This is a genomic window from Actinoallomurus acaciae, from assembly GCF_042429965.1.
Lineage (GTDB): Bacteria > Actinomycetota > Actinomycetes > Streptosporangiales > Streptosporangiaceae > Actinoallomurus > Actinoallomurus acaciae.
This window is the reverse complement of record NZ_JBHLZP010000556.1, coordinates 1-5,141: the sequence shown is the minus strand read 5'-3', so window position 1 is coordinate 5,141 and position 5,141 is coordinate 1. Positions and strand designations below refer to the sequence as shown.

Here is a 5,141-nt window from a genome sequence, read left to right as displayed (position 1 = left end):
GGCGGCCTCCTCCGGACGGGCGCCGGGCAGCAGCAGCACCACCTCGCCGGAGTAGGCGGTACTGAGGCCGCGCTCGGCCGCGGAGAACGACGACGCCCAGAACGCCGCCCGCTCGCGCCGGCCCTGGTGCCGGGCGACGACGAGGACGTGGTCGGCGCTCAGGTCGACGCCCAGCCGGCGGGCGCGGGCGTCGAGCGCGTCCGGGTCCGAGACGTGCCCGGCGACCAGGTCGTCCAGCAACTCGCCGCGTACCCGGCCCTCGACCTCCGTCATGTTGCGGCGGAACAGCAGCAGCAACGCCATGACCAGCGCGGCGCGCTCCAGGATCCGCTCGTCGGCGTCGGCGATGTCACCGGCGGCGTGCAGCGCCAGCGTGCCGAGCACCTCCGCGCCCGCGCCGATCGGGATGACCCGCAGGTCGCCCCGCCGGGCCGTACGGCCCAGTGTGCGCGCCCGCGTGATCAGGTCCTCGTCCACCCGGTCGACCCGGCCGACCTCGGCGAGACGGCGGCCGTCGGCGTCGAGCACGACGAGTGAGCCGCCGAGGATGTCGGTCACCACCGACGCGACGTCCTCGACCCCGCCGCCCCGTACGACCAGGTCCGTCATGCGGTCGTGCGCCCGCGCGGCACGCTCCACCGCGTCGCTGTGCACCCGCGCCGCCTCGCTCGCGGCGCTCAGCTCCTCCAGCGTGACGCGGGTCTCCTGGAGCAGGCGGGCGTTGTCGATCGCGACCGCGGCGTGGGCGGCCAGCGAGCACAGCAGCGCCACCTCCTCCTGGGCGTAGGAGCGTTCGGCCCGGTCGGCGGCGAACAGCACGCCGATGACCCGCTCACCGAGCCGCATCGGCACACCGAGGATGCCGACGAGCCCCTCCTCGGTGACCCCGCCGTCGATCGACCCGGTGTGCCGGAACCGCTCGTCGGTCAGGTAGCCGGAGCTGGCGTACGGCGCACCGGTCTGCGCGACCAGCCCGCCGAGCCCGGCGCCGAGCGGCAGCCGGAGCCGCTGGAAGGCACGCGAGATGGAGCCGTCGGTGACGCGCATGTACGTGTCGCCGCGGCTCGGGTCGTTCAGCGTCATGTACGCGATGTCGGCGCCGAGCAGTTGACGCGCCCGGCGCACGATGGCGTTCAGGACCGCGTCGAGGTCGCGCAGCCCGGCCAGGTCGCTCGCGGTCTCGAACAGCGCGGACAGCTCCACCTCCCGGCGCGCCCGCCGCGCCAGCAGCGCGCGCACGCGCAGGGCGGCCGTCTTGGCCTGTTCCAGCTCGGCGAGCGCGGCGGGGGAGGCACCGGCGGCTCTCGCCTCGGCGATCGGGGTCTCGAAGTCGACCGCCGGCGCCTCGCGGGCGAGCAGTTCGAAGAAGATCCGCGTGTTCACGAGGGGTCCGTTGTCCGGGGGTTGCTTCAGGGGCTTCAGGGGGGCTTCTCCGGGTGCGGGTCAGTGCGCGGTCCAACCTCCGTCGATCGGCATCGACGAGCCGGTGATGAACGCCGCCTGCTCGGAGCACAGGTAGGCCACGACGTCGGCGACCTCGGCGGGTTCGAGCAGCCGCTTGATCGCCGCCGGTTCGAGCATGACCTGCTCGACGACGTCCGCCTCGCTGAGACCGTGCGCCCGGGCCTGCGCGGCGATCTGCTTCTCCACCAGCGGCGTCCGGACGTAGGAGGGGTTGACGCAGTTGGAGGTCACGCCGTGCTCGGCGCCCTCGAGCGCGATCACCTTGGACATGCCCTCGATGGCGTGCTTGGCCGTGACATAGGCGACCTTGTACGGCGAGGCGACGAGCCCGTGCACCGAGGAGACGTTGACGATGCGCCCCCAGCCCTGGGCGTACATGCCGGGAAGGAGCCGGCGGGCCAGACGGAAGGGCGTCTCGACCATGAGCCGCTGGATCCGCGCGAACTCCTCCGGTGGGAACTCGTGCACCGGCGCCACGTGCTGCAGACCGGCGTTGTTGACGAGAATGTCGGCGGAGAGCGCCAGGGTGTCCACCACGTCCGGCTCGGACAGGTCGGCCACCCGATACTCGCCACCCGCCTCACCCGCCGCGTCCTTGGCCCCGCCGGCGCTGACGTCCACCACGATCACATGCGCCCCCGCCCCGGCGAGCCTCCGCGCACACGCACGCCCGATGCCACTCGCCCCGCCGGTCACCACCGCGGTCCTGCCGGTCAGTTCCCCGGGCTTCGCCGTCTCACGACTCATGCCAGCGAACCTAGACCGGTTACCGTGGCCGCTCCACATGGGGAGCCTCCATGACTTGGGCCCGATCGATGTGGTAGACCACATGCTGAGAGCCCCGAAGACCACCGACCGCAGCACCTGGTGCAGAAGCCCGCGTGTCCGAGCTCCGCCCCGGCCGGGCGCCTCTTGCCCAGGGCCCTCTCACTCCGCACTCTCAGGCGCGGCACCCTCCCGCCGGGGAGCGTCCCGCTGGAGTCCTCCCGCCAGAGGTTTTTCGGCCGAGGCTCTTTCGCCTGGGGGCGTTTGGTCGGGCCTCTTCCGTCTGTGGTTCTTTGGTTGGAGTCCTCCCGTCTGGGGTTTTCGCCCTTGGTCCTTTCGCCTGGGGTTTTCGGCCGGGGCTCTTCCGCCCGTGGTTCTGTGGCTGGGGTCGTCCCGCCCGTGGTTCTATGGCCGGGGCCTCCCCGTCTGTGGTTCTTCGGCCGGAGTCCTCCCGCCCAGGTCCCTCCACCTGACACTCTCCCGCCCGGGGCACTCCCGCCCGGGACACTCCCCTCCCGCCCGGAGGGCTCTAGGGCGTGTGTCGAAGTCGGTTACAGCCATTCGTTGATCGCGGCGATGGTTACGGTGGAGTGGTAGGGCACGGCGAGTTTGTCGAACCGGCTGGCAACAGCACGGTTGCGTTTGAGTCGGTTGATGCCGCATTCGACAGCGTGGCGTTGTTTGTAGATGTCCGGGTCGAAGGCCGGTGGCCGCCCGCCCTTGGACCCGAGCCTGCGCCGGTTGGCGTCCTGGTCGGCCTTGCTGGGGATCGTCGCTTTGATCCCGCTTCGGCGCAGGTAACGGCGGTTGCCACGCGAGGTGTAGGCCTTGTCGGCCAGGACCCGATCCGGGCGACTGCGCGGCCGGCCACCGTCCGGCCGTGGCACCCGGATACCTTCGAGCACTGGGATGAACTGCGGGCTGTCACCACGCTGCCCCGCGGTCAGCACGATCGACAACGGCTTTTGCCCTTGCTCACAACCCAGATGCACCTTCGTGGTCAACCCACCCCGAGAACGGCCCAGCGCGTGATCGGCAGGCTCACCCCTAACCCCGCCCGGTGACTCGGCCTGCGAATCCCCCCTTTTTACGCGCACCGGCAGCATGCTGATGCGCCCGCGCCATCGTGGAATCCACCGACACATCCCAGACAATCCGGCCCGCCGCATCCGCGGTCGTCTGCAACGCCGTCAGCACCCGCGCCCACGTCCCGTCACGCTGCCAACGCCGAAACAGCGCATACAACGCCGACCACGACCCGTATCCCACCGGCGCGTCCCGCCACGGCGCACCCGTCCGGATCCGCCAACGGATCCCATCGATGAGTTGCCGCTTCGTCCATCTCGACGGCCGACCCGGCCGACACGCGGCAGGCAACAACGGCTCCACCACCGGCCACTGCGCGTCCGTCAGATCATGCCGCCCCGCCGCCGTTAAGGTGTCCACGAGGTCTCCGGTGGTCTCCGGTTTTTCTTGGTCGTTGAACCACCTACCGGAGACCTCACTATTTATTGATCACCGACGCGCCGCGATCTCCTCAACCCACCACCACTTCGACACACGACCTAGCCCACTTCTATTGTCCAGCGGTTGGGGCCGGTGGTGGCAGGTCGATGGTGCGGTTGTGGATAACTTCCTGTTCGCGCCTCGCGGGGTGGCGTCGCAGTTGGGGCCGGTGGTCAGTGGCGGGTCGGGCGGGTCGGGTCCAGTGCCGAGAGGTCGGGGACGACCGAGCCGACGGTCAGCAGCAGTTGGCCCGCCGCCGTGGGCAGGCCCTCTCTGGTGGTGCAGGACTGCGGACGGGAGGTGAACATCGTGAAGGCCGCGCTCCACTTCTGCCCGCTGAACTCCCCGTCGGTGACCGTGCCCTTGATCGCGACCACGCTCTGGCCCGCGTTGACCGACACCACCGAGTTGAAGGACATCGTGCTGGTCCGGCCGTTGTTCCAGCTGACCTTCCGCGTGCCCGAGTACTTGCCGGAGACGCAGGAGAACCGGCCGCTGGCGTGGAAGCTCGACCGTGCCGCGGTGATGCTCGGGTCCGAGCTGGAGGCGCACCGGGTGAGGGTGGACGTGCCGTGGATGGTGACCTCCTGCGAACGTGTCGTCAGGCCGGGGGAGTAGGCGACGGTCTGTGAGCCGGCGCAGGCGACCGTGCCGACCGCCTGGCGTGTCATGTGCGCGCGGGCGGCGTCCGGGGCGAGCGCGGTGGCGAGCAGCGCGACTCCGGTCATCGCCGTTACCGTGGGTAGGAATGGGGAGGAGCCGGACCAGCGCCTGCGAACCAGCATGTCTTCTCCTTACCGCGGCGGCATCACCGCGCTTGTCTTCCTGGGTCTTCCGACGAATTGCGCGTTGCTCACTGTCACATGTCGATTACTGGCAGTCAACGAAATCTGTTGCGAAGGCCAGGCCGGTGTCGCATGATCGGCGGCTCGAAGTGGCGCGTTCTGGTCGGTATCCGGGCGTCTTGATCATGTGACCACCGCCGTACGCTGCGGCGTTTCGGTGGTCCGGTCTCATGGTCGGCGACGGGTCGGGAGCGGGTGGCCGGCCGAAACCATGGCGATCTCTCGTCTTCGTACGCGGCCGAATGGCCGGTGTGTCAGGCGTTTTCCACTCTTCGTAGCCGATGATTACTGAGAGTAGTATGCCGCCTGATGATTACGGACCCGCGTACGAACGCCGCCCACGGACACCGCTGGGTGCTGTGGCTGTTCATGTTCGCGGGCGTCGTGATCCATTCGTGTCTGTGCCCGCCGAACGTCCACGGCGGGGTGCTGAGCGCCACGACGCGGGCGTGCGTCTCATCGGCCTCCGGCACGCCGCCGCCCGCCGAACCGAGCCGCGGCGAGACACCGGACACCGACAGCGTCGCCGATGCCGGCCGCCCGTGCGCGCCGGCGCCCCGC

Annotated in this window: 5 protein-coding genes; 1 reads left to right on the top strand and 4 read right to left on the bottom strand. The window is 70.2% G+C overall.

Annotated features, from left to right (window positions below):
• The 4 genes from ACFFNX_RS41705 to ACFFNX_RS41690 all read right to left on the bottom strand — a co-directional run.
• Window positions 1-1,383, bottom strand: a 1,383-nt coding sequence (locus ACFFNX_RS41705; protein WP_378211724.1) for a GAF domain-containing protein, incomplete at its 3' end; no start/stop codon positions are given.
• A 60-nt stretch (window positions 1,384-1,443) separates the two neighbouring features.
• Entirely contained in the window at window positions 1,444-2,211 is a 768-nt protein-coding gene (locus ACFFNX_RS41700; protein WP_378211723.1) for a 3-hydroxybutyrate dehydrogenase, read from the bottom strand.
• 569 nt (window positions 2,212-2,780) lie between these two features.
• Window positions 2,781-3,675, bottom strand: a protein-coding gene (locus ACFFNX_RS41695; RefSeq protein WP_378211722.1) for an IS5 family transposase whose coding sequence is annotated in 2 segments (ribosomal slippage) — window positions 2,781-3,309 and window positions 3,308-3,675 — 897 coding nt in all. Because the reading frame shifts where the segments join, the coding sequence is not laid out codon by codon here.
• Window positions 3,676-3,908: 233 nt separating this feature from the next.
• Window positions 3,909-4,463: a hypothetical protein gene (locus ACFFNX_RS41690; RefSeq protein ID WP_378211721.1), complete on the bottom strand. Its 555-nt coding sequence runs from the start codon at window positions 4,461-4,463 to the stop codon at window positions 3,909-3,911.
• A gap of 426 nt (window positions 4,464-4,889) precedes the next feature.
• Here ACFFNX_RS41690 and ACFFNX_RS41685 point away from each other — a divergent pair.
• Window positions 4,890-5,141 (top strand): hypothetical protein (locus ACFFNX_RS41685; RefSeq protein ID WP_378211719.1); only part of this gene is annotated, 252 nt, incomplete at its 3' end.